23 protein-coding genes are annotated in these 24795 nt (G+C 44.3%); 20 read left to right on the plus strand and 3 right to left on the minus strand.

The genetic code is table 11. The features are described 5' to 3' along the window. Nucleotides 1–69: 69 nt before the first annotated feature. From KIT90_RS15365 to KIT90_RS15375, 3 genes are all read left to right on the plus strand, one after another. Nucleotides 70–975, plus strand: a complete 906-nt coding sequence (locus KIT90_RS15365; protein ID WP_038893498.1) for a DMT family transporter — start codon at nucleotides 70–72, stop codon at nucleotides 973–975. Between the two features lie 160 nt (nucleotides 976–1135). After that, nucleotides 1136–1621 (plus strand): acyl-CoA thioesterase, encoded by a 486-nt coding sequence (locus KIT90_RS15370; RefSeq protein ID WP_005441158.1) that lies wholly within the window; start codon nucleotides 1136–1138, stop codon nucleotides 1619–1621. A 189-nt stretch (nucleotides 1622–1810) separates the two neighbouring features. Beyond that, the gene (locus KIT90_RS15375; RefSeq protein ID WP_027726536.1) at nucleotides 1811–2056 is read left to right on the plus strand and encodes a hypothetical protein; all 246 of its coding nucleotides are present in this window, start codon (nucleotides 1811–1813) and stop codon (nucleotides 2054–2056) included. A 372-nt stretch (nucleotides 2057–2428) separates the two neighbouring features. Here KIT90_RS15375 and malG read toward each other — a convergent pair whose 3' ends face one another. The 3 genes from malG to malE form a co-directional block, all read right to left on the minus strand. After that, nucleotides 2429–3319, minus strand: coding sequence for a maltose ABC transporter permease MalG (gene malG / locus KIT90_RS15380; RefSeq protein WP_005441164.1), 891 nt, complete (start codon nucleotides 3317–3319; stop codon nucleotides 2429–2431). 12 nt (nucleotides 3320–3331) lie between these two features. Beyond that, on the minus strand, nucleotides 3332–4906 hold the full coding sequence (gene malF, locus KIT90_RS15385; protein WP_122069707.1) for a maltose ABC transporter permease MalF: 1575 nt from the start codon (nucleotides 4904–4906) through the stop codon (nucleotides 3332–3334). Between the two features lie 79 nt (nucleotides 4907–4985). Next, entirely contained in the window at nucleotides 4986–6164 is a 1179-nt protein-coding gene (gene malE, locus KIT90_RS15390) for a maltose/maltodextrin ABC transporter substrate-binding protein MalE (protein ID WP_009704861.1), read from the minus strand. Nucleotides 6165–6833: 669 nt separating this feature from the next. Here malE and malK point away from each other — a divergent pair. The 17 genes from malK to KIT90_RS15475 all read left to right on the plus strand — a co-directional run bounded on the left by malK (nucleotide 6834) and on the right by KIT90_RS15475 (nucleotide 24722). After that, nucleotides 6834–7952, plus strand: a complete 1119-nt coding sequence (gene malK / locus KIT90_RS15395; RefSeq protein ID WP_005441167.1) for a maltose/maltodextrin ABC transporter ATP-binding protein MalK — start codon at nucleotides 6834–6836, stop codon at nucleotides 7950–7952. A 407-nt stretch (nucleotides 7953–8359) separates the two neighbouring features. Continuing rightward, on the plus strand, nucleotides 8360–9760 hold the full coding sequence (locus tag KIT90_RS15400) for an undecaprenyl-phosphate glucose phosphotransferase (RefSeq protein ID WP_009704862.1): 1401 nt from the start codon (nucleotides 8360–8362) through the stop codon (nucleotides 9758–9760). Further along, nucleotides 9750–10976: an outer membrane beta-barrel protein gene (locus KIT90_RS15405; RefSeq protein ID WP_285377369.1), complete on the plus strand. Its 1227-nt coding sequence runs from the start codon at nucleotides 9750–9752 to the stop codon at nucleotides 10974–10976. Before KIT90_RS15400 ends, KIT90_RS15405 begins: the two co-directional genes overlap by 11 nt. A gap of 12 nt (nucleotides 10977–10988) precedes the next feature. After that, nucleotides 10989–11522: a polysaccharide biosynthesis/export family protein gene (locus KIT90_RS15410; protein ID WP_005441171.1), complete on the plus strand. Its 534-nt coding sequence runs from the start codon at nucleotides 10989–10991 to the stop codon at nucleotides 11520–11522. Continuing rightward, nucleotides 11522–13717: a polysaccharide biosynthesis tyrosine autokinase gene (locus KIT90_RS15415; RefSeq protein ID WP_285377371.1), complete on the plus strand. Its 2196-nt coding sequence runs from the start codon at nucleotides 11522–11524 to the stop codon at nucleotides 13715–13717. The genes KIT90_RS15410 and KIT90_RS15415 overlap by 1 nt, the downstream gene beginning before the upstream one ends. Then, on the plus strand, nucleotides 13695–14510 hold the full coding sequence (locus KIT90_RS15420) for a putative capsular polysaccharide synthesis family protein (protein WP_009704865.1): 816 nt from the start codon (nucleotides 13695–13697) through the stop codon (nucleotides 14508–14510). The genes KIT90_RS15415 and KIT90_RS15420 overlap by 23 nt, the downstream gene beginning before the upstream one ends. Next, entirely contained in the window at nucleotides 14507–15559 is a 1053-nt protein-coding gene (locus tag KIT90_RS15425; protein ID WP_285377373.1) for a glycosyltransferase, read from the plus strand. Before KIT90_RS15420 ends, KIT90_RS15425 begins: the two co-directional genes overlap by 4 nt. Continuing rightward, nucleotides 15525–16787, plus strand: a complete 1263-nt coding sequence (locus KIT90_RS15430) for an O-antigen ligase (RefSeq protein ID WP_285377375.1) — start codon at nucleotides 15525–15527, stop codon at nucleotides 16785–16787. Before KIT90_RS15425 ends, KIT90_RS15430 begins: the two co-directional genes overlap by 35 nt. A gap of 43 nt (nucleotides 16788–16830) precedes the next feature. Beyond that, on the plus strand, nucleotides 16831–17664 hold the full coding sequence (locus tag KIT90_RS15435) for a putative capsular polysaccharide synthesis family protein (protein WP_005441181.1): 834 nt from the start codon (nucleotides 16831–16833) through the stop codon (nucleotides 17662–17664). Then, entirely contained in the window at nucleotides 17661–18692 is a 1032-nt protein-coding gene (locus KIT90_RS15440) for a glycosyltransferase (protein ID WP_285377377.1), read from the plus strand. Before KIT90_RS15435 ends, KIT90_RS15440 begins: the two co-directional genes overlap by 4 nt. Nucleotides 18693–18700: 8 nt before the next feature. Then, on the plus strand, nucleotides 18701–20008 hold the full coding sequence (locus tag KIT90_RS15445; protein WP_285377378.1) for a polysaccharide biosynthesis C-terminal domain-containing protein: 1308 nt from the start codon (nucleotides 18701–18703) through the stop codon (nucleotides 20006–20008). A gap of 2 nt (nucleotides 20009–20010) precedes the next feature. Further along, nucleotides 20011–20400, plus strand: coding sequence for a VanZ family protein (locus KIT90_RS15450; protein ID WP_033006403.1), 390 nt, complete (start codon nucleotides 20011–20013; stop codon nucleotides 20398–20400). 98 nt (nucleotides 20401–20498) lie between these two features. After that, nucleotides 20499–21899 (plus strand): serine hydrolase, encoded by a 1401-nt coding sequence (locus tag KIT90_RS15455; protein ID WP_285377380.1) that lies wholly within the window; start codon nucleotides 20499–20501, stop codon nucleotides 21897–21899. A 98-nt stretch (nucleotides 21900–21997) separates the two neighbouring features. Next, the gene (gene yqfB, locus KIT90_RS15460) at nucleotides 21998–22318 is read left to right on the plus strand and encodes a N(4)-acetylcytidine aminohydrolase (protein WP_005432046.1); all 321 of its coding nucleotides are present in this window, start codon (nucleotides 21998–22000) and stop codon (nucleotides 22316–22318) included. 50 nt (nucleotides 22319–22368) lie between these two features. Then, nucleotides 22369–22956, plus strand: a complete 588-nt coding sequence (locus tag KIT90_RS15465; protein WP_039839911.1) for a TetR/AcrR family transcriptional regulator — start codon at nucleotides 22369–22371, stop codon at nucleotides 22954–22956. Nucleotides 22957–23058: 102 nt separating this feature from the next. Then, complete coding sequence (locus KIT90_RS15470; protein WP_285377382.1) at nucleotides 23059–24090, plus strand: NADP-dependent oxidoreductase; 1032 nt, start codon at nucleotides 23059–23061, stop codon at nucleotides 24088–24090. Nucleotides 24091–24104: 14 nt separating this feature from the next. Then, nucleotides 24105–24722, plus strand: coding sequence for a glutathione S-transferase family protein (locus tag KIT90_RS15475; protein ID WP_039985273.1), 618 nt, complete (start codon nucleotides 24105–24107; stop codon nucleotides 24720–24722). The last annotated feature ends 73 nt before the right edge of the window (nucleotides 24723–24795 follow it).

Below are 24795 nucleotides of genomic sequence, written 5' to 3' on the forward strand. Positions count from 1 at the left end.
TCCAGAGATACTTTTCATTATAAAGACCTGTCAGACTAGCGCCATTAATTATTGTGCGATGAGGTTCTCATGGTTTATTTGCTTCCGTTTTTTACTGTCATGATTTGGGGTGGGAATTCCATCGTAAATAAAATGGCAGCAAGTGCCATCGAACCGAGTGCAATGAGTTTCTACCGTTGGTTTGTCGCTATGGTGCTTCTGACGCCATTTTGCTTACCTGCCGTAATCCGTCAACGTCATGTCATTCGCCCTTACCTGCCAAAGCTCGCGTGCCTTGCGCTGCTTGGTATGGTGCTAAACCAATCGTTGGGCTACTACGCAGGTTTGACGACGACAGCATCGAATATGGCACTGATCACTTCTCTTGTTCCTCTTATCAGTGTTTTTCTGAGCGTACCCTTGTTAGGTAAGTCAATTTCTATGTTGAGCGTGGCGGGCGGCGTGATTTCGCTTGGCGGTTTGGCGTTTATGCTTGGCCATGGCGATATTACCTACTTCCTACATCAAGATATGACACAAGGTGACAGCTTGATGCTTCTTGCTGCACTTTGTTACGCGATTTACTGCGTGTTACTTAAGCGTTGGAAGATGCCATTCAACAGCATGACTCTGGTTTACATGCAGGGCTTTTTCTCATTAGTCATGCTTGCACCGTTGTGGTTGAGCAGTGATCAACTTCTGCCAAGCCAAAGCGCATTACCTTTAATTGCTTATGCGGGTATTGCGGCGTCTATCTTTGCCCCATTGATGTGGGTGAAAGCAATTGATTTGATTGGCGCGGATTCTAGTGCCATGTTCATGAACCTGATGCCTGTGGTCTCGGTAGCTTTAGCTTCAACTATGCTCGGCGAAGAAGTGCATGTTTACCACATCATTGGCGGCATGCTGGTTATCTCTGGCGTTATCTTGTCGCAAATTAAGATTCGCAAGAAGATACAATCGCCAAGCCCAGATTTACCACCAGCGACATCGTAATTCAATCTCACAAGCCACGCTCATTAGCGTGGCTTTTTTGTATCTGACGGCTTTATCTGAAACGTTGATAGAAAAGTTAATATTTTGTTGCATCAGCTATTCCAGTATCGATTCCTTATTGATACATTGAAGTGAGTAACAACGCACAAAGGAATGACAGATGAGCAGTGGTCAAAGAGATATTACCCTTCGTTTTCTTGCTGAACCGGGAGACGTAAACTTCGGTGGTAAAGTGCACGGTGGCGCCGTGATGAAATGGATCGACTTGGCCGCTTACGCGTGCAGCGCGGCTTGGAGTGGCAAGTACTGCATCACAGCGTATGCGGGTGGTATTCGCTTTGTTGCGCCGATTCATGTCGGTAACTTAGTCGAAGTCAGCGCGAAGGTCATTTACACAGGTCGTAGCTCAATGCATATCGCGATTGATGTACAAGCTAGCGACCCAAAAGAGTTAAAAAACCGCCTAACGACGCATTGTATCGTCATCATGGTTGCGGTCGATGAAGACGGAAAACCAACCGATGTACCAAAGTGGATTCCTGAGTCGGATGAAGACAAAGCACTAGAACAATCGGCTATTCGCTTGATGAACATGCGTAAGCAAATTGGCGAAGAAATGGAAGCGCACGTCAAATATCTCAAATAGCTCAAACAGTTCAAATAACTTGCCCCCAAGACCCAAAACTGATTATCAAGTAATCGTTTGCTCCCTATATGTGTGAAGTAATGTCATGGTTCTGTCATTCACTTCACACTAGATTCAAATTGTCATAAATCTTTCACTTTGATTTGATTAAATCCACGCACAATTTTAGTGTTGGATAGAGTTTGGATCTTGAGATTAAAAGAGACCACATTAAGTGAAAAGACATTGACCAATTTAAAGGCGGTCGAGTACCAATGGGTGCGCACCATGTATGTGGAAGGTTATAACGAAGACGAAATTAACCACTACATCCAGACTTGCTTTGGTGGCGATACCACATTTGCCGATCTTTTCCGTCGTGTCGCATTGCAACAAGAGAGTTTGTACACACTGCTGCAATATGTAGGCTGTGCGCCATCTAGCCGCGAGTTTTAAAGCCCTCCCCTGAGTACACCACCGTTTCCTTTCGAATACCCCTACACTAATTATGTGAAGTGATACGCACGGCATTCGGATGCCGCTGTGTAATGCATTGCAAACTGGTTAGTCTGTATCTGTTATAAATACAAAATGAATCTATAGGCATAAAAAAACCTGAGTCTAAACTCAGGTTATGGTTACAAGAAACTGTTAGTGATTAAAGCGTAAGGAACTAAGCTAACAGCCAGCTATGCGTAACGCCAATAGAAGCGAGATATTACTGATCGGCGGCCAAACCAAAAGTGTAATATCGATTGCTAAATATAAGGGCGACCTAATGGTCGCCCTTTTCTAGTTATTCTTTTGTATCTTAGTGACCAACCAAGATTAACCTTTCACACCACCAGCCGTTAGACCACCAACAAGCCAGCGTTGCGCCAGTAAGAATACTGCTGTGATTGGCACTGCTGAAAGCACTGCTGCTGCCGCAAAGTCGCCCCACAAATAGTTCTGAGGGTACAAGTACTGCTGCATACCAACCGCAAGAGTGTACGAGTTTACATCAGATAGCAGTAATGATGCTACCGGAACTTCGCCTATCACCATGATAAATGACAAGATAAACACTACCGCTAAAATTGGCACTGACAGTGGAAGTAGTACCAGACGGAATGCTTGCCAAGGCGTTGCACCATCAAGCGCTGCTGCTTCTTCTAATGAAGAGTCGATACTTTCAAAGTAGCCTTTGATTGTCCATACGTGAAGCGCAATACCGCCTAAGTAAGCGAAGATCAAACCACCGTGGGTGTTCAAACCTAGGAACGGAATGTACTGACCTAGCTTGTCAAACAATGCGTATAGAGCAACCAATGCCAATACTGCAGGGAACATTTGGAAGATCATCATAGCTTTCAGGATAGTGTTCTTACCTTTGAACTTCATACGAGCAAACGCATAAGCTGATGTTGTCGATAGCGCCACAATCAAGATAGCTGAGATTCCACCAACTTTTACTGAGTTCCATAACCAAGTCATAACTGGGAATGGAGGTGGTGTAATTGAACCATCTGCGTTTGTTACTGATATACCAAGCGCCAGTTTCCAGTGGTCTAGCGTTGGGTTGTCTGGGATAAGGCTACCCGTTGCAAAGTTACCTTCACGGAATGAGATCGCAATGATCATCAACAGTGGGAAGATAATCAGCGCTAGGAACGCCCACATTGCGATATGTGTAGCCCAAACACGATATTTTAATGACTTGCCTTGTACCATTGCCATTGTTCTGTCTCCTTAATCCTGAGCTACTTTAGTAACACGTAGGTTCAATAGTGCTAGTGCGCCAACCAATAGGAAGATAAGCGTTGCAACTGCACTTGCTAGACCGAAGTCTTGACCACCAGCACCTTCAAATGCGATGCGGTACGTGTAGCTTACAAGTAAGTCCGTGTAACCTGCCGGCTCTGATGTGCCAATCATGTTTGGACCACCACCCGTCAATAGCTGGATAAGTACAAAGTTGTTGAAGTTAAACGCAAAGCTAGCAATCAGCAGTGGCGTTAATGGTTTCAGCATCATCGGCAACGTAATGCGAGTGAAGTTAGTGATGAAGTTTGCGCCATCAATAGCCGATGCTTCGTACAGATCTTCAGGAATAGCTTTCAGTAACCCCATACAAAGAATCATCATGTACGGGAAACCTAACCAAGTGTTAACCACTAGGATCATGGTTTTCGCCATGAATGGGTCTGAGAACCACGCAGGGCTAATACCAAACAGCCCTTCCAACAACATGTTGATCTCACCAAAGCTCTGGTTGAAGAGACCTTTAAAGATCAAGATAGAGATAAACGCTGGTACCGCATACGGAAGAATAAGCAGTAATCGGTAAACAGAGCGGCCTTTCAAGGCTTCCCACTGAACGACACTTGCAAGTACCAAACCGATAACCAGTGTACAAACAACGGTCAACGCAGAGAAAACAATCGTCCAGATAAAGATGCTGATGAACGGTTCTTTAATGCCATCATCTTTCCAAACACGTTCAAAGTTGTGCGTACCGATGTTTACCACGAAACCTGGAGAAACCGTGTTTCCGACAAACTGACCATTTTCGTCTACTGGTTGGTAGTAACCCACATCCATATTAGGACGTAGTGTCTCTTGAGTACGATTGTTGTATAGCGTCTCACCATCATCTTGCAGTGTGTAAAGAGGAACAACTGCCGCAAACTTACGAAGACCGCTCATACGGATGTCATCGCCGTTCGGCATGTGTAAATCAACGCCACTCAGAGCACTGCGGTTTTTAACGATCGTTTTAATCGGTTCTTTCTCGCCCGTCGCTTCTGTGATTGGTGTTAAGTCTAAATCCGTTGCAGAGAAACCTTGCAATTCAAAGGTTGGTGTTGCTAAAAGCGCTTCACCTTTCTTCACTACAATTTGGTGACCCTGCTCAGTTTTGTACAGAGTGAACGGGTAGCTGTCGCCACTTTGGTACGTTCTGTCCATCAAAACGGTCTGCGCACGGTCAAAAGAGAGTTGGTTTTTTGCGCTGTAGTTAGTGAATGCAAGACCTATGGTATAAGCCAAAGGGAAAAGGATGAATAAGATCATCCCCGCAATACCTGGGTAGATATAGCGATGAGCGTAGGTCTTTTTACTACCAAAAATAAATAGCGCTAAAGCGGTAAGAATGAGCGTAAGGAGTGCAAACGCAATCTCACCACGAGAATACATAAGGATTGTTGCGTAGCCATTGATAATGCCGACTGTGCCCAATAGTGCCCACTTGATAAACACTTTTTTGCTGCTCGGAAGGCTGGCGTCTGGTGCTGTCATAGCATTTGTACCTTGAACTGACTGCATAGGGAACCTGCTAGCGAATATAGGATAAAAATAGAAAAGTAAGGAGGAGTTGCCCCCTCCTTAAAAGGGTATTACTGAATTATTTAGTCATTTGTTTTTCTGCATCTGCTAGTGCAGCATCTACAGTTTGACGACCGTCAACAACGTTGATGATAGCGTTCTTAGCAGCACCCCAGAATGCGTTCATTTGTGGGATGTTTGGCATGATTTCACCGTTCATCGCATTGTCCATTGTTGCAGCAATACGAGTATCTGAATCTAGCTCTTTTTGGAATGAGTTTAGAGCAACCGCGCCAAGTGGCTTGTCATTGTTAACCATACGTAGACCGTCGTTAGTTAGTAGGTAGTTCTCGATGAACTCTACTGCTAGGTCTTTGTTAGGTGATGCAGTGCTGATACCAGCAGTTAGAACACCAACGAATGGCTTAGAAGATTGGCCTTGGAACTTAGGTAGCGTTGTTACGCCGTAGTTCACACCAGACTTCTCGATGTTGCCCCATGACCATGGGCCATTGATAGTCATCGCCGTAGTGCCTTGGTTGAACGCAGACTCAGATACTGAGTAGTCCATATCTGCAGAGATAACCCCTTTATCTACAAGGCCTTTCACGAAGTTCATTGCGTCTTTCACGCCTTCGTTCGCGATACCAGCATCTTTAACATCGTAACCAGCTGAAGTGTACTTGAATGCGTAACCACCATCAGCAGCCATTAGTGGCCATGTGAAGTACGGTTCTTTTAGGTTCCACATAATTGCAGACTTACCGTCTTTCTTAAGTTTTGCGTCTAGCGCAGCAACTTCTTCCCAAGTCTTAGGTGGGTTTGGAACTAGATCTTTGTTGTAGATAAGAGATAGAGACTCAACCGCTACAGGGTAGCCGATCAATTTGCCGTCGTAACGTACTGCATCCCAAGCGAAATCAACGATACCTTCTTGAACCTCTTTAGAAGGTTTGACTTCAGCAAGTAGACCAGCTTCTGCATAACCACCGAAACGGTCGTGTGCCCAGAATACGATATCAGGACCATCACCTGTCGCTGCAGTTTGAGGGAACTTATCTTGTAGGCCGTCTGGGTGAGCCACTGTTACTTTGATACCAGTGTCTTCTTCAAACTTCTTACCAACCTCTGCAAGACCGTTGTAGCCTTTATCACCGTTGATCCAGATAGTAAGTTGTCCTTCTTCGATGGCAGCGTTTGCACCGAAAGAGCCCAGAGCAACAAGAGTACCTAGTGCTGCAGCGCTTAATTTTTTCATGTTCGTATCCTTTTTATATTTTTGATGTAGGGCTAGTCCATTGAGGTTCAGCCGTATTTCGACATATATCATCTGAAATAATCCCATATGTCTCATCCTCCTAATCCCTACGCCCTTGCAATTATGACGTATTTTCGTGATCTGAATCGCCAAGGGTTAGAGACTCAAATCACAAAATGAATACTTCCTGTGATCGATTTCAACTTTAGGTCACGCAATAATGTGACTTCCGCCCAACTCCACCTCTACTCCTACTTTTTGCCTCCTCCCTGCCTACTCCCCCTACAATTATTTCGATTAGGAGGATGTAGCAGTGAACACAATCTTAGAAACTGCAGTCATCCAAGAGTGGATGGTAAGAACCCTTTCCCAGCAGTACCTACCCTATAGGTAAAAAAGATTTGCTGGTTTTTCATTGCCATACGAGTGGAATGTCATTATTGGTGTTGTTTGTGGTAATTATTTCACGGGGGAGACAACACGAATAATGTGGGGGAGAGAAACTCGTATTTGGCTATGGTGGGTAGTGCTCCAGTTCAGGACATTTGGAGTACTACCCTGTTTTTCTTACCAATCACAATAACTTACCGATTCCTACTGTTACTGCTCGCTAGATAATTCATATAATGATGAGCGGTGAATAATAAAAATTGATCGAGGACGAGCTACATGGCGAGTGTCACGTTAAAAAATGTTTGTAAAGCGTATGGCGACGTACTGATTTCTAAGAACGTAGATCTGGAAATCCACGAAGGTGAATTCGTGGTTTTCGTAGGTCCATCAGGTTGTGGTAAATCTACCCTGCTACGTTGTATTGCCGGTCTTGAAGACATTACTTCAGGTGATTTGTATATTGGTGACCAGCGCATGAACGACGTAGAACCATCCAAACGTGGTGTTGGTATGGTATTCCAGTCTTACGCTCTTTACCCACACCTAAACCTATATGACAACATGTCATTTGGTCTGAAACTAGCAAAAGCAGACAAAGCAGAAATGGACAAGCGCGTAGAACACGCTGCTGAAATCCTACAGCTTGGTCACCTACTGGACCGTCAACCAAAAGCACTTTCTGGCGGTCAGCGTCAACGTGTTGCGATCGGTCGTACGCTAGTGTCTCAGCCAGACGTATTCCTTCTTGATGAACCACTATCAAACTTGGACGCGGCACTGCGTGTAAACATGCGTGCTCAAATCACGAAACTTCAGCGCCAACTTGGTTGTACCATGATCTACGTAACGCACGATCAGGTTGAAGCAATGACCATGGCAGACAAAATCGTTGTTCTAGACGGCGGTTACGTTTCGCAAGTTGGTAAGCCTCTTGAGCTTTACCACTACCCACAAAACCGTTTCGTAGCTGGTTTCATCGGTTCTCCAAAAATGAACTTCATGAGCGTATTCATTGAAGAAGTCGAAGCAGAGCGCGTAAAAGTACAACTTTCTAACGGTGTGTCGTTCTGGATTCCAGTCGATGGCACAACAGTTAACCGTGGTGACCGTATGTCACTAGGTATTCGCCCTGAGCACTTAGTTCAAGCGGTTGAAGCTGACGCGACGATTCACGGTGAAGTGATGATCGTTGAAAAACTAGGTAACGAAACTCAGGTTTACCTAAACCTGGAAGGCGCAGACGCTGACGTTATCTACCGTCAACCAGACACACTACCAGTTGAAACTGGTGACAAACTTGAGATTGGTATCCCTGCGTATCGTTGTCATCTATTCCACAGCGATGGCCGTGCATGCCGCCGACTACACAAAGAAAACGGCGTAGATTTCGAGTAAGAACTCTTTCACCTTTGCTTGCTACTAATCCCTCTCATCTGAGAGGGATTTTTTATTTCCGAAACTAAAGCATTAATTTCAATGGAAATAAATAACCCCTTCGATAAGACATCTATTAAGCCTTATTTTTTATGGTAAAACTCTCCGTATAATACTTTTCCTCATTCCTACTGGCTAAGTACTAACTTTGTCTTAAACCTCTAAACTCGACCCAACCTCAAAATTTCATTCTTATTTCCACTTACCTAAATAGCACAACTTTTTAAACTTATCTTCAAAATATAAGAGCATAAGTCTGTACGTCGGAAGCTAGGCATCTGAATACTTTCTGTCTATTCAAACACTAAGTTAAAACCATCAATTTTGGCCGCTAAAGAACGGTAGCGTACCGTTTAGGAAATTAGGATATGAAACATAAAGGACTTATTCGTTCTCATGAGGTGGAATTTGCATTTCTCTACCGCCTCACCGACCTTGCAGTCATCGTCTCATTCATGCTTTTTTTAATTCTGAATGACGCCAATACGTCGATTGAAAAGGATTACGTTATTCTGTCTTTCGTCAGCAGCGTGACTTTCTTCATCATTGCTGAAAGTGGCAAGCTATACCGCTCTTGGCGAACCAGCTCATTCAAAGACCAAGTCTTCATCGTTTGTGTCTCATGGCTTGTGACCTGTACATTCTTGTTTATGGTATTGTACTTTTCTCACGTTCATACCTTGTTTGAGCGCTATATTCTTGCGACTTGGCTATTAATCACTCCTGTTCTTCTGCTTTCTTGGCGTACACTCTTTCGCGCCGCTTTGGCTTACATGAGAAAGATGGGCTATAACACGCGCACTGCAATCATTATTGGCCAGACGCCACATGGGCTAACCCTTGCTAATGAGCTAGAGAGCCATACAGAGCATGGAGTACTATTCGATGGTTTCTATGACGAGCGATCCAAGGACCGTTTACCTCAGTCGGAGTACCCAATCAAAGGCAATGTTGGGCTAGCACTTGAAAGAGCAAAGCGTGGTGAAGTCGATTATGTTTACATTGCGATGCCAATGCACGCTAATGAGCGTATTGCGTCGTTCCTGAACCAGTTTTCGGATACCACTGCTAATACCTATCTCATCCCTGATTTCTTCACTTACAACTTACTGCATTCACGTTGGGATCAAATCGGCCAAGTTCAAACCTTGAGTGTATTTGATACGCCATTTGCAGGTATCTCATCATGGGTAAAAAGATTAGAAGACATCATCTTATCTAGCATCATCTTGCTACTTATCTCTCCGATTTTGCTCGCCATTTCTATCGGCATAAAAGCGACCTCTAAAGGTCCGGTTATCTTCAAACAATTCCGCTACGGTTTAGATGGAAGAAAAATCGAGGTCTGGAAATTTCGCTCAATGACCACCATGGAACAAGGCAGCGACGTTAAACAAGCCACCAAGAATGACCCGCGTATCACGCCTTTTGGTGGGTTTCTTCGCCGAACTTCTCTGGATGAGTTACCGCAATTTATCAACGTTCTTCAAGGCACAATGTCCATCGTAGGCCCACGTCCTCATGCGGTTTCGCACAACGAAGAGTACCGTCAGATAGTAGACCGATACATGCTTCGCCACAAAGTAAAACCGGGCATCACTGGCTGGGCGCAAATCAATGGCTATCGTGGTGAAACAGACACACTCGACAAGATGGAAAAACGCGTCGAGTTCGACTTGGACTACATCCACCACTGGTCAGTTTGGATGGACATCAAGATCATCTTCCTTACGATTTTCAAAGGGTTTACCGGTTCCAATGCGTACTAAGTTCATCAACATGACAAAAGCGGCGAGTTTTGTGTCGATTGCTTTGGCTTCGCTTTCTGCGAACGCTGACCCAATGGCGTATAAAACGGATTCTGGGATTGAGTTCATCCCGACCTTAGGCGTGTTCTACGAAGGTGATGACAACATCAACAAGGCCGATCGTGGAGAGAAAATCGAATCGGTCAACATTTGGGGAGTAGAGCCTGCCCTGCTGTCTAAAATTGAACGTAATCAATATCGAGCAAACATCCTGTACAAGCTGAGTGCTGGTTTCTCTTCCGATGAGCAGAATGATTACGATGACCACACCTTTCAATTTACCAACTTTTTCGAGTTCAACCACCGCAATCGTCTAGTGGTTGACTATCAGTTTCGTGCACAGCATGAAGAAAAAGGGGAGGACTTTACCGAAGGGCAAGGCAGCTTATTAAACGACCCCGTTGAGTTTCATCGCAACGACGTGAGAACAAACTATGTATTTGGCTCTGAAGGCTCAAAAGGTAGGCTGGAATTGGGTGTTGGCTATCGAGACAAAACTTACCAAAACTACCGTGATGGCTTGCCGGGAAAACCTGACGCCAAGACCAAATACAACGACTTTCGCGCCCCAAACGCGCATCTAGAATTTTATCTTCGAGCAACACCAAGAACATATTGGTTGGTTGGTACTCAACAAATGAGCACCGATTACCTTTCAGACAATCCTTCAGTGCCATCAAAAGACAGTTACTCTGGTTTCTACTACACCGGCGCACAGTGGGAAGTCACAGGGAAAACCAAAGGTATCGCCCGTTTAGGTTATCAAATTAAAGACTTTGACAGCCATCAACGCGAGACCTTTAACGGCTTCAGTTGGGACATCGGTTTAGAGTGGCTACCTCAAGAGCACTCGTTGATTACGCTCAAAACCACTCAAGCCGCAGTGAGCCCAGATCAAGATGGTGATTACGACTTACAAACTCGCTATCAGTTAAACCTCAAGCACGATTGGAATAGTTATCTCACGACACGCTTAGGTGCGCTTTATCAAGAGGATGACTACACCGGTGTCACTCGTAAAGAAGACCGCTATGCCCTCTCTGCCGGGCTCGATTACCAAATCAAACGATGGGTTTTACTTCAAGCAGATTGGCGCTACCAAGATAAGACCTCCAACTGGCAAGGCTACAGCTTTGACCAAAACGTTTGGTCTCTCAGTGCTCGATTCTCTTTGTAACAAGGAATGTGAATGAACTTACTAGCAACGTTATTTGGCTTGGTACTTGTGCTTCTGAGCACACCTTCTTTTGCCAGTGCCAATGAGCAAGATTACTTACTCGACACTGGTGACACCATTTCGGTTCAGGTCTACGGTGAGGAAGATCTTTCTATAAAGAACATCCTGATCACTTCAGACGGCTATTTTGATTACCCATACCTTGGACGCATCAAGGCCATCAACAAAACCCCTAAACAGCTTAAATACGAAATAGAAACGGGATTAAAAGGCGACTACCTGATTAACCCAAAGGTGATGGTAACCATCAATAGTTTTCGACTTTTCTACGTTAATGGCGAAGTGAGAAAGCCTGGCGGATTTGAATATCAGCCCGGTTTAACCATTGAGAAAGCTATCGCCCTTGCCGGTGGCTTGACCGATAGAGCCTCTCGCAAAAGCATTAACCTAACCCAACACAACACGGGTAAAACCGTGGAAAGCGTCAGCATGCAGCGCTCTGTAGAACCTGGCGACATTGTATTTATCGATCAGAGCTTCTTCTAATGACAGGCAATTCAATGAACGGAACTCATTCTACTCACCCTTCTTCGAATCACGTCGAGTTGATTCGTTTTGGGCATCACTTTAGAACACTCAAAAAAAACTGGCTGAGCATTCTCGCTTTCACCATCATTTTTTCTTTGACCTGTACTTGGTATATCTATTCTAAGAAGTCGGTATACCAAGCCACGGCAACCCTTCTTATCCAAGACGAACAAAAAAGCGCCCTTTCGATAGAGGAAGTTTACGGTGTAGATACGACCAAAAAAGAGTACTTCCAAACTCAAATTGCGATCCTGAAATCAAACCATATCGCTGACAAAGTGATCACACAGTTAAACTTGACCAAGCACCCGGAGTTTACCAGTGCCAGCGGCTTGAAGCAGAAGATAGATGAAGTAAAAGCCATCCCATTTGTACAGGACTTACTTCATGTTACACCGAATCCAAAGGAAACCTCGCAACACAGTAAGCCTTATTATCAAGCACTCCAAACCTTCAAGAGAAAACTTGAGATTGAGCCAGTACGCAATACGCAGTTGGTGAGAATTCGTTTCCGCTCGACTGCCCCTCAATTAGCGACAACCATCGCAAACGCCGTTGGTCAGGCTTATATCGACGCTAACTTCGAAGCAAAGCTCGTTGTGACACAAAATGCAGCGACTTGGCTAACCAATAACTCACAGAAGCTCGAAGAACGGTTAAGAGCTTCTGAACAAGCTTTACAAGACTTCTTGATGCAGGAAGGACTCATCGATATTAATGGCATTGATGATATTTACGCTAACGAACTCGAAGAGCTCAACCGTAAATTGAACGCCGCAGTCAATAAACGTATCGAAGCCCAAACTCTGATTGAATTGCTAAAACGTAAGTCATCTCAAGACTTAGATAGCCTATTGTCGATCGACGAATTTGCCAACCAAGCACAGATTCGTGATTTAAAGCTTTCAGAAGCCCAAGCGGTAAAAAACGTATCTGAACTCTCTCAACGATACGGTCCAAAACACGATCGTATGATCCAAGCGAAAGCACAATTAGCTTCGATTCAAGCAAGAACGCAGCGACTGATTCGCGAAATTTCCTTTAGTAAACAACAAGACTTACTCGCTGCTAAGTCACAAGAAGATTTGTTACGAGCAGAACTAGACGGCAAGAAGTCTGACTTCCAAATGTTGGGCTCACAAAAAGCGCGTTACGAGCAACTCAAGCGCGAAGTGGAATCAAACAAAGACTTGTACGAAGCATTCTTAAACCGCGAAAAAGAGACGAACGCAACCAGCGATTACAAAAACGTTACGGCGCGATTTACCGATCCTGCAATCGTGCCGCTCTTCCCTATTGCGCCTCAACGCATGAAGTTAGTCCTGATTGCGACCCTCTTTGGCTTCGCTATCGCGTGCGCGCTTGTGATCATCTTGGAAACATTGCGAGAAGTGATTCGTACCTCATCGGATGTACAAGACAAACTTGGAGTCACTTGTCTTGGCACTATTCCAAAGGTTAAAAAACGCAGCTTAAAACAAGGCGGAGTGACCTATTCGGCATACTTAGATCAGGATGAAAAGCTCTTTAGTGAAGCTTGTCGCTCGGTTCGAACCTCACTATTGCTGAGATTAACCAACACGAAACAAAAAGTGTTGCCCTTCACCTCTGCTATACCGGAAGAAGGAAAAACATCCACCAGCATCAATATGGCCGTTTCTTTCTCAACGATGGAGAAGGTTCTACTTATTGATTGCGACTTACGCAGACCATCATTGGCTAAGCGATTCAATCTTCCTGAATCAAACCCGGGGCTGACTAATATCCTCACCATGGATACGCCTTTGAGTGAGTGTATTGTTCGTAGTGACGAAGCGAACTTGGATGTATTGCCAGCAGGCATTATTCCGCCAAACCCGCAAGAGTTATTAGCTTCCGAACGGTTCGAAAAACTTCTTGAATACCTCAAGAGTAAATACGACCGCATCATCATCGACACCCCGCCACTGCTCTCGGTGAGCGATGCGTTAATCCTTGGCCAAAAAGCCAACGGGCTGATTACGGTCATTCGATCTGAATCCACCAAAGCATCACTGGTTAACGTAGCGTTATCCAAACAAATTCAACATTCAATACCATCACTTGGCGTTCTGATCACTCAAGCAAAATCTAAGGAAGGAGAAGCGCTTTATGTCCAAAAATACGCCTACTAATCAAAGTATGCAGTGGTATCAGCTTCTCAAAAGCCAAGCAGAACCTGTACTCATTTATCAAATGGGCAAAGTGGGCTCTAGCGCACTGGAAAAGTCGATCCCAAATTCGCTTCACCTGCACGATTTGATGTCGATTGAAGCTGGCAAACAGATTTCACCCGTTCGAGCTCAACTGCATAAACCCATCACTAACCATGTGAAACGCATTTTGAAACGAACCATCATGGTCAATTTGCTTAAGCGTAAACAACAAGTACGTATTATCTCCCTAGTTAGAGAACCAGTGGGCCGAAACATCTCTATGTTCTTTCAATCACTGCCGTTTTGGATGGCGGATAAGTACCTGAAAGACGACAGTGCAGTGCGTTCCGAACGCCCTCAATTGCTTCATGAAGCGTTTGAAGAACACGTAAACCACCAATATCCGCTCCAGTGGTTTGATAATGAAATCAAAGCGCTGACAGGCATCGATGTTTTCGCTCAGCCTTTCGATCAAGAGCTTGGTTATCAAACCTATCAAAATCGTAACTTCTCACTCATGGTGATTCGTATCGATAAGCTCGATCAATCACAACAAGCCATTAGTGAATTCCTGCAACAAGACGTCACAGTCGTTCACGAAAACCAAGCCGACAACAAATGGTATTCGCCATTGATTAAAGAGTTTAAAAGCTCATACCAGCCAAAATCCGAGTTTGTTGAAGAAATGCTTTCGTCAACGCTGACTAGGCATTTCTTTACCGCGCCTGAAATTGAAAAGTTCAAACAAAAGTATCTAGCGGCCAAGTCATGAAAACTAAAATACTTCATATTATCAATGATCTATCTAAGAACGGCGGCGCTCAAAAGTTTCTCGTTGATTTGGTTATGGAGCACACACCTGAGTACGAGATCAAAGTTCTCGTTCTCTGTGATGACAACGATTATTTAGAGCAACTCACTTCCAAGAACATTGAGTGCTTTAACTGGCAAACCCTCTCCCTCAAAGAGAAATGGACGCTGTTGCGCTGGCCAGATCTCGTGCATGGGCATTTATACCCATCAATCTACCTCGCATTACTCGCTGTTGGTAAAAAGCGAATTCAGACTGAGCATTGCTCATATAATCGCCGTCGTGACTATCCATTGTTTAAGTTTATGGAATTCCTTCTGTATCGCGGCCATAACCTTACAGTGAGCATCAGTGAAAAAGTACAAGAAGAGCTGGTTAAGTTCATGCCGCATTTTGAACATAAATACCGTGTCGTGCATAACGGTGTGGATTTAGCTCGCTTTCCTCTTACGGTAAAATCAGGCAGTCAACTTATGGGCAAATCGACGATCAACATCGGAATGGTGGGTCGTCTGCATGAGCACAAAGATCATGAAACGCTGATTCGCGCCACTGCCCAACTCCCCTCACACTATCATCTCCACTTAGCGGGAGATGGTGTTAAGCGAAGTGAACTCGAATCTCTAAGCCAAGAGCTCAATATTACTCAGCGTGTTCACTTCCATGGTGTTGTCTCGGACATTCCCGCCTTCTTGTCTGATATGGACGTATATGTTCAGTCTTCACATGTTGAAGGCTTCGGTTTAGCAGCGGTTGAAGCCATGGCAGCCGGTCTACCTGTTCTCTCTTCTGATGTGCCTGGGCTAGATGAAGTCATGGGTAGTGATACTTACCTGTTTAAAGTCGGCCAACCAGACCAACTAGCCGAGAAGCTCACGCAGCTGTGTAACACCGCAGAGCTTTACCAACAAGCGAGCGAATATTCAGTGAATCGCGCCAAGCTCTACACTATCGACAAGTTCCGAGATGGATACTATGGCATTTACCAACAACTTTGCGCTAGCAAGTAACCGTATCGCGCTACTGGCGGCGGTAACTCTGGCTCTTTTTTTTGTTCCAGTAAAAGTTAGAGCAGGTGGAGTCGCATTAGCACCGTCTGATATTGCGAGTTTGTTGTCATTAGGGTTAGCAGCGCTTGTGGTGATTGAAGGTAAGGCGCATAAGCTGTTTCACCCTTGTATCGGCTTCTTACTCCTGTTTACTAGCTATGTATTTATCAATGGCCTGCTCAACCGTGTCCCCCTACTACCGTTGATTACCGAGACGGTACAATGGATAGCGATCCTCTGCTTATTAGGTGTGTTATTCGCGTATGGGGTATTTGATGATGAGCGGGTAATGGTATACCTCACTTATTGTCTTGTACTGATTTGCTCTCTGGTGGCAGCATGGCACTTCGCGCAAGGTTACCACAGCGGTTTTAAGCTACTTGGCGTAAGTAAGTATGCTTTCGGCGTGCTCTGTTCCTTACTCTATTTGTATCGTGACCGAATTAGAGCATTCCCTTTCTTAATGCTGTTTGCTTTTGCACTTCTTCTACTCTCACAAGAGAGAAAAGCACTACTCGGTTTCTGTTTATTAGTCTTTGTTGATCAATTGGTTATTAAACGGCTGATACGCCAGACTATTAGCGATACTTATACATGGACAGTGTTAATCGCGAGCGCCTTAATTGTATTGGCAACCGTCTCTACCACCCTTTATTTTGGCTTTGATCTGTTCGCTGACAAGCTTGAAATCACCCAAGAAGACATCCTGTTTGCGAATCAAAGTGAAGCTCGTTGGGTCTCCAATTTACACCGTAAATTGCTGCTAGCAAATGGCTTAGACATCTTACTTCAGCACCCTATTTTAGGCGTTGGGGCAAAGATGCTACCTAACTATATGATCAACTACTTCAATTACGATGAGCTCGCGATTTACACCCACAACTTCATTCTCGACACTTCAATCGAATACGGCTTACTTGGTATCGCTTTGTTGTTTGGTGGTTATTTCTTATTTATGAAGTTTTGCTTCAACACATTGAAAGACAATAGAAAAAGCCTATTACTTTCCATCTATGCGCTGATTATGGTGTTTTTCGTTGCCGTCAACACCACCATCATTTTAATACTTTTACTACCCGTCATGATGAGCAAAAAACGGCATCATAGTCTTCAGGCAGAACAGCAAAAACAAACTGATCATCACCATCAATCTGAATTACCGATTCCGCCAATAACAAACAATCAATAAACGCCGCGGAACAACGAATTTATAGTTATCAAGGATAGGATAAATGAAATATTCAATCTCTCGACAATTTGAAAAAAACCGAGAACTTCAAGCCGACAATTTCGTATTGGTTTATCAAATGGGCAAAGTCGGCTCTTCGTCTATTGAGCACACGTTAGGTGAAAGAAAAATACCGAGTTACCACATCCATACCTTTGATGATCATGAAGAATTTCACATGTATCACAACAAAAAGGATGTAAGTAAGTTCTTTGATTTTAAAAATCGCACCATGTATCGCTTAGTCTTAAACAAACGTAAACGCATCTTGCAAAAACGCGAACACATTAAAATCGTCACACTCGTTCGTGATCCTATAGCGACCGTTTTCTCTCGATTTTTCCAAGACTTACATCTTCAGTTCATTGAAGGTAAGAAAAATGACGCGATTCATCGCGATATGGATGTGACCTACAAACACTTGGAGCATTGCTTCGATAACTACATCAACCTGAATTACTTCGCTAACTGGTTTGATAACGAACTTAAGCGCAACTTCAACATTGATGTGTTACGCCAAGAACTGGATAACACACAACCTTTCTATACGTTTAACAACGATCAAGCGAGCGTTATCCTGATCAAATGTGAGCAACTGAGCTCACTCGATCAAGAGATTGGTGAGTTTCTTCAACTTGATGACTTCATTCTTAAAAACAGTAATGAGGCAAAGAATAAGTGGTATTCCAACATCCACCAGTACTTCAAAGAACACTACGACTTTTCCAAGCTTTTTTACATGTATGACCTCCCTCTTTATCGCCATGTTTACTCAGAACAAGAGCGTGAAGCTTTCAAAAATAAGTGGAAGCAAACACCAGGGACAAAGTCAGCATGAAAAAAGTATTACACATTACCGAAGCCTTTGGTGGCGGGGTTCAAACGGCACTTTATAGCTACGTCCATTCGTCACGCTCTGAACCTTTCGAGCACTCATTGCTCGCCCGTGCACGCTCAAATGACATGACGAACGAATCCAGTAATCATGTCTTCCAACATACGAAATGGGTCGAAGGTGGCTTATTACAATTTATGAAAGATGCGAACGCATTTATCAGTGAATTAAAGCCAGACATTGTTCATTTGCATTCGAGTAAAGCTGGCTTCTTAGGGCGCTTTTTAAAGATCGGCCATGCCCGTTTAATCTACACACCACATTGTTATGCATTTGAACGTGAAGATATCTCCGGTTTTGCTCGCCACGTATACAAGACGTTAGAAAAAGTCCAAATGAACAAGATTGACGTTGTCGCAGGTTGCAGTCAGCGTGAGTGCGATTTGGCTGTCAGCATTGGTGCAAAACGAGCAGAGTTGCTCAATAACTACGTCACTTATGAGAGTAACGAACGACCAAAAAGCGAAACGCTATCCAGCTTAAAACTTGTGGTGCTTGGCCGAGTCGCCCCCCAAAAAGATCCGCAATTCCTGCTCGACACGTTAAGTCATATCAAACAATCCGACCTAACACGCCAGTTCAATATCACTTGGATTGGCGGAGGTGATACAGAACTCGAAGATCAGTTGCGTAGTCATGGGATAACAGTAACAGGGATGATTCCACGTAATGAAGTCGTGAGCTTACTGAAAAACTCAGATTTGTATTTGCATACCGCTGCTTGGGAAGGGATGCCACTCACCATCCTTGAGGCAGCAAAAATGCATTTACCTATGGTGATTCGCTCTATCGGCGCAACGAAAGACCTAAATTATCCGTTCTTAGCACAAAGTCCTCATGACATGGCGAAGCAGCTGACTCATTGCATCAACCATTACCATGAAATTGACTTTCATCCATACACGATTGGGCTCAACGAAGCGTTCAGTGAAGAGAAGCAACGTTTGGCGTTAAACAGCATCTATAACTAAGGTTTTCTATGCTTCAATCCATTAGTCAAAAGCTCCAAAACTTACCGAGTGAAAAGAAGCAGTTCTTCTCACTCGGTGCCGCGACCGGGATAGTCAAAGCCCTCGCCGCTTTCTTCGCATTCTTACTCACCCTAGTAGTATCAAGATACTCTGACGCCAACACTGCGGGTCAGTTCTTTTATCTGTTTAACCTTGTTTCTTTAGTCGCCATCATTGCTCAATTGGGCTTCAATATATCTCTGGTTAAGTTCAATGCCATTGCGTTTAAAAGCCAAAACAGGAGCGAGCAAAGTAATAATTATCGGATTGCTTTAGTGCGCAGCCTTTCGTTCAGCTTTGTTGCATGTGCTCTTATTTACTTGGCGTTTATCACCTTCCCAAGCCAACTCAACACCACTAACGTATCTAATTTCTCCCTTATCTTCGCGCTTGCGGCTATTCCTCTCCTCGTGATCGGTCAAACCAACAGTCGAGTACTACAAGCAAGCAAGAGAATGATTTCATCTCTTATCGCACTGCAATTGGGCGTCAGCTTTCTTATGGTGCTATTGATTATTGCTGCAAGGCCATCATTGTTGATCACCACAGATACATTGATGACGTTACTCTTAATTGCGGCAGCGATTGTTGCGTTACAGTCGACGCTTCAATGGGTTCGTTCTGGCGAATACCAGCATGGAAAAACGAGTGCAAACAGCGAACTCTCCTATTCAGCCAAACAAGTCTGGATTGGCAGTATCTTCACCAATTTGGTCCAGTGGGGAAGCTTAGTCATTGCGGGTTTCTTCATCTCAACTTCTGAGCTTGGCTTACTTGCCGCAGCGCAGAGAACATCATTGCTCATTGGCTTTGTCCTCATCACCATCAACTTCGTTGTCGCGCCTATGTTTGCCTCACTCTACAAAGAGGGCAAGATGGATCGATTACGTAATCTCAGCCGCCTTGCGTGTCGTGCGAATATCGCAGCCGCAACCATTCCGGTGATTGTTTGTGTCTTGTTCCCTGAGTTTGTGATGCAGTTATTTGGCAAAGAGTTTGTCGCTGCGGCCCCACTCCTTATCGCACTATCTCTAGGGCAATTAATCAACGTGGCAACAGGCTCGGTTGGTTTCCTATTACTCATGAGCGGGCACGAAAAAACGATGAAATACATTACTATCGTGTCTGGCGTTGTTTCTATCTTGCTGCTGATCGCTCTATCTCAATTCTATGGCGTTCTAGGGGCAGCTTGGGCCATCGCTATTGGATTAGCGATTCAAAATCTAGCCGCGCTGTATTTTGTGAAACGTTATCTAGGCTTCTTTCCTGTGGGGTAAACATGACAAATACGATTGCAAGAGTGAGCTTTATTGGCGTACTGCTACTGACCGTGTCTCTATCACTTTGGAAGAGCTCAGACATCGACCATAACATGTATCAAAGCATGGAGAACTACGTCGGTGGTTCGAGCACGTTACACTTCACCTTTAGCCTATTGATTGGTTTTCTTGCTGTGTTTAATTTCCCTAAATGGGTGAAGGCAACAAAAGCAGATATGTTTGGCATTCGTCTGCTGATTATTCTGCTTTGTATCGTTTCTCTTGAAGAGTTTAGTCAGCTATTTATCGAAACTCGCTCATTCAGTTTTGATGACTTAAGCACCAACTGGATAGGTATCATTTTGGGCTATTTCTGTGCCAAACTTATAAAACTCTTTGCTAGTCAGTGATTTTTCCGGCGTACACGCCACTCTAAATCGACAAACTACACGCCTGTCCTCCACAGGCGTTATACTCTCTCTATCCTTTCTCCATTCTGTACAGCGCCTTGATTTTAAAAAGAACACTTTCCCGAATTGCATTCAAATCCGCTATTGCCTTAGTTGCTACGCTCTCGTGCCTAACACAAGTACAAGCACAAGAAGACAAACTCACCGTCATCAACAGTTATATCGACGATCTCTTCACATACAGCAAAGCCATGGGCAGCTTCACTATTTTGGATAAAGGTAACGTGGTGTTGGACAAACAAACTGGTTACTCAAACCGTAAAGTTGGTTTGTTAGCCAGCCGTGGTTATGTTCGTGCAGACAGCTCAAGCCCATACAAAGTGGCATCTATCTCCAAAACCATGACGGCTACCATGGTGATGCAGCTAATTGAAGCAAATAGGCTTAGTTTAGACACCAAACTGAACGACTTCTTTCCTGAGATTAGCAACGCTAAGAACATCACTATCAAAGATTTGCTCCAACACCGCTCTGGGTTGGTGAACTTTATTGATGAACCCGACTTTCTGAGTTACTACACAAAACCTCAAACGCAAGCACAAATGATTGCGAGATTGGCAGCGCTACCCTCTAACTTTCCACCAGGCAGTCAATATGAATACTCAAACGCAAATTACCTTTTGCTAGGCTATATCATTGAAAAAGTGACGGGAAATAGCTTTGACGAGGTACTCCGCGCTCAAATCACACAACCATTAAACTTAACGCACACTCAGTATTGTCTTGATCTCAAGGCGTGCGATATTCACATTACTTCGTTCTATTACTGGAACAACGCATGGGTGGCAATCACACCACACTGGTCGCCAACCGTAACAGGCGCAGCGGCGAGCATTACGTCAACAACACTCGATGTTTCTCGGTTTATTCGGGCACTGTTCCAAGGTGAGTTGCTCCCGAAAGAAGCAGTGAAAATGATGTCGAAGGAGTATTTTGGTATTTACAGTCCTGAATACTCGCAACTTGAACGCTATGGACACGATGGTCTCTTGGAAGGTTATCGCTCGTCAATGCTGTACTTCCCCAAACAAGATGTTGCGATTGTCATCTCAGTCAACGGACTTCATGAAACTTATGACGACATTGTGAGAAATATTGTCGGTTTGTACTTTGATGAGAAGGTTGAATTGCCAGATTATGACCGCCCAAACATGACAATGAATGAAGGGCAACTTAAGGCCTTCACGGGAACATACAAAGCCTTGGATGGCAAAAAGGTAGTAGAGGTGTTCATTGATGATGGAGCATTAAAAGCTCAGATGGTAGGTCAACCCTCATTTACTTTCATTCCAATGACGGAAAACGAGTTCGAGAACAAAGCTTTCGGCATCATTTTAACCTTCAACCCTGTCAAAAATGAACAGGGAAAGACCAATAACGTTAAAGCGAAAAGTGGCAATCATACTGAGACCTACTACCGGCTACGCTCCTCGAAATAGCAACTCAGCACAGGTTTCCTCGGTTAGCACTTTTTTGGATATTTTTCTTAGAGGGCGAGATATACTCTTGCCCTATTACATTAATATGAGCATCGGTTATGTCTTCACATCCAACTAAAATCACTTTCTTTGAATTCCTAACTCCACTTATCACTGCGGGTAAAAAGACAATCACGATTCGTGATGAATCAGAGAGCCATTACGTGCCAAACACCGAAGTGGAAGTGTTCACCCTAGAAACAGACCGTAAGGTGTGTGACATCAAAATCCTATCAGTGGCACCACTGAAGTTTGATGACATCAATGAGTTCCACGCAGAACAAGAAGCGATTGAACTGCCAAAACTGAAAGAGCTTATTCGCGAGATCTATCCGAATATCGATGAACTGTATGTGATTGAATACGAACTGATCAAGTAAGAACCACAATTTACTAGACGACTGGTCTAATCGCTTTTATAGTATTGCTCATGAACGCAAAAACGAACGATACACGCCAACACATTCTCGATGTCGGCTACCAATTGGTAGTGACCAAAGGTTTTACGAGCGTTGGGCTCTCAGAACTTTTAAAGGCAGCGGATGTGCCGAAAGGCTCTTTCTACCATTACTTTAAGTCGAAAGAACAATTTGGTGAGGCATTGATTGAAGATTACTTCTCTCGCTACCTTAAGATGATCACAGCCCACTTTACTGAAAGTGAAGGCTCTGGTTGCGACCGCCTTTTGAGCTATTTCGAACGCTGGATGGCGATTGAAAATGGCCAATGTAACGCCAACAAATGCTTGGTCGTGAAGTTGAGTGCTGAAGTCTCTGATCTTTCAGAAGCAATGCGCGTAAAACTGGCTTCGGGAGCCACTCAAGTGGTGAAAGCCATCGAAGATTGTGTCCAAGCGGGCATTGAAGACAGCTCTATCCAAGTTGAGTCAGCAGAACAAACCGCCCATTTGATTTACCATCAATGGATTGGCGCAAGCTTACTCAACAAACTGTATCAGGATCGTTCCGGTTTAATGCGTAGCTTTGAGAGCACTCAAAGTATGCTAAAAGGCAAATAACGAACCAAACTTAATCCGCCTTATCTTTACCCAAAAAGTACGGCGGATTTTTTAGGAATCAAAACTAGACGACTGGTCTAATAATTAATATAGGAACTTACTATGACCCAAACGCTCAACCGTCAGATCGTATTGGCTAACCGTCCAAAAGGTTCGCCAGTCCCAGAGAACTTCCGTTTAGAACAGGCTGCCATCCCTACCCCGAGTGAAGGTGAAGTGCTTTTACGTAGCGTGTACCTGTCTCTTGATCCATATATGCGCGGCCGTATGAATGAAGGCAAATCCTACGCTGATCCGGTAGAGCTAAACGATGTGATGGTTGGCGGAACCGTTTGTCAGGTGGTGGAATCGAAGAACTCAGGCTTCCAAACTGGCGAGTGGGTGGTAGCTTACACAGGCTGGCAAGATTACGCGCTATCTAACGGCGAAGGTCTGTTTAAATTAGGCAGCGAGCCGACGCATCCGTCTTATGCCCTAGGTGTGCTTGGTATGCCTGGCTTTACCGCTTATGTGGGTTTATTGGAAATTGGTCAGCCTAAAGCTGGCGATACCTTAGTTGTCGCAGCTGCAACTGGTGCGGTGGGCTCTATGGTTGGTCAAATCGGTAAGCTAAAAGGTTGTCGTGTAATCGGTGTCGCAGGCGGCGCAGAGAAGTGTCAGTACGCAAAAGAGACCCTAGGCTTTGATGAATGTCTTGATCACACCGCAGATGACTTTGCAGAGCAGCTAGCAGCAACATGCGACAAAGGTATCGATGTCTACTTTGAAAACGTAGGCGGTAAAGTCTTTGACGCGGTATTACCTCTACTTAATGTCGGCGCTCGCGTACCACTTTGTGGTTTGATTTCTCAATACAACGCGACAGCGTTACCAGAAGGTCCAGATCGTATGTCGATGCTGATGGGTAACATTCTGGTTAAACGCATCAAGATGCAAGGCTTCATCATTTTTGACCACTACGAGCAAAGCTACACAAACTTCGTCAAAGATGTAAGCCAATGGCTAGCAGAAGGCAAAATCCACTATCGCGAACATCTAGTAGAAGGTTTAGAAAATGCGCCAGAGGCATTCATCGGTCTACTGGAAGGCAAAAACTTCGGCAAGCTTGTTATTCAAACCAATCAACCTGTATAAGAAAGGATTCTTCTATGATTAAACTGCATCATTTAAACCAGTCTCGCTCGAAACGCATCATTTGGTTGTTAGAAGAATTGGGGGTGGATTATGAGATCGTGCCTTACCTTCGTGACAGCGTCACATTCCTTGCGCCACCTGAGCTCAAGAGCATTCACCCACTCGGCAAGTCACCTGTATTGGAAGATGGCGACGAGATCGTTACAGAGTCTGGTGCTATCACTGAATACTTAATTGAAAAGTATGCAGATGGACGTTTTGCACCAGTGCGTGGCAGTAAAGCTTACACGCAGTACATTCAATGGCTGCATTTTGCAGAGAGCTCAGCCATGGTTCCCCTGCTGCTCAAGATGTTTGTTGCTAAAGATGGCGCACAAACCAATTTCCTTGCGGATTACGCCGATGCGGAAACCATGAAAGTCATGGGCTACGTTGATCAAAGCTTAGAAGGGAAAACCTACTTTGTAGAAGAGCGACTAACAGGCGCGGATTTCATGATGTCTTTTGTCGTCGATGTCCTAAACAAGTTTGGCGTCATTGAGCGCTTCCCAAACATCCAACGTTATGGTGCACAGCTCGCGACTCATCCTGCGTTTACTAAAGCAGAAGAACTTGAAGTGAAGTTCGGTTAATCGAGTTTAGACCTTCTCAAACCGTTGAGAATTTCTGTCTATTTCGGGAATCTTTGAAATAGGCAGAAACCAT

The organism is Vibrio sp. B172a (genome assembly GCF_030248355.1).
Taxonomy (GTDB): domain Bacteria; phylum Pseudomonadota; class Gammaproteobacteria; order Enterobacterales; family Vibrionaceae; genus Vibrio; species Vibrio owensii.

Excerpts from the sequence above, each read along its gene's own strand:
- KIT90_RS15440 (WP_285377377.1), top strand. The coding sequence starts at position 17,661 with ATGAAAAAAGTATTACACATTACCGAAGCCTTTGGTGGCGGGGTTCAA.
- KIT90_RS15370 (WP_005441158.1), top strand. The coding sequence starts at position 1,136 with ATGAGCAGTGGTCAAAGAGATATTACCCTTCGTTTTCTTGCTGAACCG.
- KIT90_RS15425 (WP_285377373.1), top strand. The coding sequence starts at position 14,507 with ATGAAAACTAAAATACTTCATATTATCAATGATCTATCTAAGAACGGC.
- malE (WP_009704861.1), bottom strand. The coding sequence starts at position 6,164 with ATGAAAAAATTAAGCGCTGCAGCACTAGGTACTCTTGTTGCTCTGGGC.
- KIT90_RS15430 (WP_285377375.1), top strand. The coding sequence starts at position 15,525 with ATGGCATTTACCAACAACTTTGCGCTAGCAAGTAACCGTATCGCGCTA.
- KIT90_RS15420 (WP_009704865.1), top strand. The coding sequence starts at position 13,695 with ATGTCCAAAAATACGCCTACTAATCAAAGTATGCAGTGGTATCAGCTT.
- KIT90_RS15470 (WP_285377382.1), top strand. The coding sequence starts at position 23,059 with ATGACCCAAACGCTCAACCGTCAGATCGTATTGGCTAACCGTCCAAAA.
- KIT90_RS15435 (WP_005441181.1), top strand. The coding sequence starts at position 16,831 with ATGAAATATTCAATCTCTCGACAATTTGAAAAAAACCGAGAACTTCAA.
- KIT90_RS15475 (WP_039985273.1), top strand. The coding sequence starts at position 24,105 with ATGATTAAACTGCATCATTTAAACCAGTCTCGCTCGAAACGCATCATT.
- KIT90_RS15400 (WP_009704862.1), top strand. The coding sequence starts at position 8,360 with ATGAAACATAAAGGACTTATTCGTTCTCATGAGGTGGAATTTGCATTT.
- KIT90_RS15405 (WP_285377369.1), top strand. The coding sequence starts at position 9,750 with ATGCGTACTAAGTTCATCAACATGACAAAAGCGGCGAGTTTTGTGTCG.
- malF (WP_122069707.1), bottom strand. The coding sequence starts at position 4,906 with ATGCAGTCAGTTCAAGGTACAAATGCTATGACAGCACCAGACGCCAGC.
- yqfB (WP_005432046.1), top strand. The coding sequence starts at position 21,998 with ATGTCTTCACATCCAACTAAAATCACTTTCTTTGAATTCCTAACTCCA.
- KIT90_RS15415 (WP_285377371.1), top strand. The coding sequence starts at position 11,522 with ATGACAGGCAATTCAATGAACGGAACTCATTCTACTCACCCTTCTTCG.
- KIT90_RS15450 (WP_033006403.1), top strand. The coding sequence starts at position 20,011 with ATGACAAATACGATTGCAAGAGTGAGCTTTATTGGCGTACTGCTACTG.
- KIT90_RS15410 (WP_005441171.1), top strand. The coding sequence starts at position 10,989 with ATGAACTTACTAGCAACGTTATTTGGCTTGGTACTTGTGCTTCTGAGC.
- malK (WP_005441167.1), top strand. The coding sequence starts at position 6,834 with ATGGCGAGTGTCACGTTAAAAAATGTTTGTAAAGCGTATGGCGACGTA.
- KIT90_RS15365 (WP_038893498.1), top strand. The coding sequence starts at position 70 with ATGGTTTATTTGCTTCCGTTTTTTACTGTCATGATTTGGGGTGGGAAT.
- KIT90_RS15445 (WP_285377378.1), top strand. The coding sequence starts at position 18,701 with ATGCTTCAATCCATTAGTCAAAAGCTCCAAAACTTACCGAGTGAAAAG.
- malG (WP_005441164.1), bottom strand. The coding sequence starts at position 3,319 with ATGGCAATGGTACAAGGCAAGTCATTAAAATATCGTGTTTGGGCTACA.
- KIT90_RS15465 (WP_039839911.1), top strand. The coding sequence starts at position 22,369 with ATGAACGCAAAAACGAACGATACACGCCAACACATTCTCGATGTCGGC.